The organism is uncultured Fretibacterium sp., from assembly GCF_938030725.1.
Classification (GTDB): domain Bacteria; phylum Synergistota; class Synergistia; order Synergistales; family Aminobacteriaceae; genus Fretibacterium.
Map to the genome: position 1 here is coordinate 1 of NZ_CALHIQ010000126.1, position 2157 is coordinate 2157.

At 62.2% G+C, this 2157-nt stretch carries 2 protein-coding genes; both read left to right on the forward strand.

The annotated features are described in order from the left end of the window. On the forward strand, positions 1 to 956 hold a 956-nt coding region (locus Q0629_RS07420), incomplete at its 5' end, for a glycosyltransferase (protein WP_298780845.1). Between the two features lie 219 nt (positions 957 to 1175). Then, positions 1176 to 1985: an alpha/beta hydrolase gene (locus Q0629_RS07425; protein WP_298780847.1), complete on the forward strand. Its 810-nt coding sequence runs from the start codon at positions 1176 to 1178 to the stop codon at positions 1983 to 1985. The last annotated feature ends 172 nt before the right edge of the window (positions 1986 to 2157 follow it).

Sequence of the window (2157 nt, forward strand, 5' to 3'; positions counted from 1 at the left end):
TGCTCGCGGGGCTCATCCCAGAGGTGCGGGTCGTTGACCTCCACGGCTCCTTCCCGCGCCTCCTGAGCGAGGTCCAGCGCGGCAAGTTCGGCTTCCTGCTCCCCATCTACACCGCCATGCGCGCTCTGTTGACAAAGGTCATCTTAAGAGGCCCCTTCCAGGTCATCTTATCCCAGCGCAGCATGTTCACGATGGAGCGCGGCCCCCTCCAAACGCGCCTCCGCACCCTGCGCTACCGCCTGCTGGCACCCCGCGCCGCCGCCTGCGTCTGCATCTCCCGCGGCGTAGCGGACGAGATGCGGTCCCTTGGCTTCCTCCCGCCCGAAAAAATCCACGTCATCTACAACGCCGTCGTCACGCCGGAACTTCTCGATCAAATTCGCGCCGCGGCGAAGGCGCCCGCGCCGCACCCATGGCTCGAGGCCGGACAGCCGCCCGTAGTCCTTGGCGCCGGACGCCTGGGGGACCAGAAGGATTTCTCGACGCTCCTGCGGGCCTTTGCCCACCTGGCCCAGCGGAGGCCGGAGGTCCGGCTCATCGTCCTTGGAGAGGGGAAGGAACGCCCCCTGCTGGAGCGTCGAATCGCGGAGATGGGGCTTTCGGGCCGCGCCGCGCTTCCGGGCTACGACCCCAACCCCTACGCATGGATCGCGCGAGCTTCCGTCTTCGCCATCAGCTCGCGCTGGGAGGGGTTCGGCAACGTCGCTGCGGAGGCGCTGGCCTGCGGCTGCAGCGTCGTTTCGACGGACTGCCCCAGCGGCCCCGGCGAAATCCTGGATCACGGGAAGTACGGCTGGCTCGTGCCTGTCGGGGACGACGAGGCCATGGCCGATGCGCTGGCCGAGGCCTTGGCGCACCCCATGCCGGCCCCATTTCTGAGGGAACGGGCATCGCACTTCTCGGAGGACCGCGCCGCAGAGGGCTGGCTCGCGCTGATGCGCTCCCTTAGCCGATGACCTCCGGCCTCGTCCTGGAGCATACGGACCGTCCCGCTGAGGGACTGCCAGCCCGATAAAAACGTCTGGACCGATGATAAAAGTTGCTTTTTTCATACTCCGGTGGTATATGTCATGTAGGGTCTGAAAAAATATCCTTGATAGCTCTGGTGTTTCCATTCTCCGGTTCGCAGACAGCAGGCGGACACGGAGAAAATTAAATCCCACAGGAGGTCAGTCATGCCGTTCACAACCACCAACGATAACGTTTCCATTCACTATGAGGTAAGTGGTCAGGGGAAACCGGTGCTATTCCTTCCAGGCTGGACCTGTACGACGCATTTTTTCTGTAAAAATGTGGAGTCCCTCTCAAAGGACCATAAAGTCGTCCTTATGGATTTCCGCGGTCATGGGGAATCCGAGAAGGTGCTGTACGGACACCGCATTGCCCGCTACGCGATGGACGTCCTCAATCTGATTGAGGCGCTGGACCTGGACGAGGTGACCCTCGTCGGGTGGTCCATGGGGGCCGCCATCGCCTGGAGCTATCTTGAGCTGTTCGGACCGCGTCACGTCGAGAAACTCGTCTGTATCGATCAGGCACCGGCGCAGTATATCGGTCCGGACTGGACCTGGGGCCAGACGAGTTGCTATGACGCGGAGACGTTTGTGCGCACCTGCTGCGCCGCGGAGTTTTTGCCGCGTGCCTCGGCCGAAGGGCTCGTTCACGGCTGCCTTCATCGGGAGCCAACCGTCGATGAGGTTGCCGAGCTCGCGGACGAGATCTCCAAGTGCCCTCCAAAGGTACGCATCGAAATCATGCGCGACCATACGCATATCGACTGGAGGGACTTCCTGCCGAGGATAACGGTCCCCTCGCTCGTGCTCGTCGCCCGGAACAGCAAGGTCTTTCCCTGGCAGGGAAGCGCCTATGTGGGCGAGGCCATTCCGGGGGCGAAGACGGTCTTTTTCGAGAATTCGGGGCACATGCTCTTCTGGGAGGAGCCGGATAGGTTCAACGAGGTGCTGTCGGACTTTTTGAGCGCCTGACGACGTATCCTGCAGGAAACGCCCGTGCTCTGCAACCAGTTCCTTAAGGACGAGAAGAACTGACGCGCTCTGCGGCTGAATCATTGAAAAAAAACGAGGCATCCTGTATACTGATTTGGTCCCCCGGCGCGGGGGCTCAGTCCTGTGCGGCGAAGGCCCGTGAACCCTGTCA

Excerpts from the sequence above, each read along its gene's own strand:
- Q0629_RS07425 (WP_298780847.1), top strand. The coding sequence starts at position 1,176 with ATGCCGTTCACAACCACCAACGATAACGTTTCCATTCACTATGAGGTA.